This window comes from Hwanghaeella sp. 1Z406, assembly GCF_048892425.1.
GTDB lineage: Bacteria > Pseudomonadota > Alphaproteobacteria > UBA8366 > Aestuariispiraceae > Pacificispira.
On the sequence record NZ_JBLZHU010000056.1, the window covers coordinates 1 to 279 of the forward strand.

1 protein-coding gene is annotated in these 279 nt (G+C 31.2%); it reads left to right on the plus strand.

Annotated features, from left to right (window positions below; genetic code table 11):
* On the plus strand, window positions 1-279 hold a 279-nt coding region (locus ACOSDR_RS20330; protein ID WP_420732363.1), incomplete at both ends, for a hypothetical protein.

The window sequence follows — 279 nt, forward strand, 5'->3', positions numbered from 1 at the left end:
ATTAAGGCTGCAATAGATATCCTTTTTTCACTGCGTGTAGAACTGCTTAAATTTAAATCCCATTTAACAGAAGAAACTCTTTATCAGTTTAAAGAAAAAGTAGATCAGTATCAAGTACTCATTACCAAATACTATAGTTTACTTACCGCTATACCACAATACCATACATCACACCTAAAACAAAAAGTAGAAATACAACTTGCCTCTATTCAAAAAGAGCTTGAGTTACTCTATAACCAACTACAAGCTATAGAACAGAAAATTAAAATCCTTGAGTCT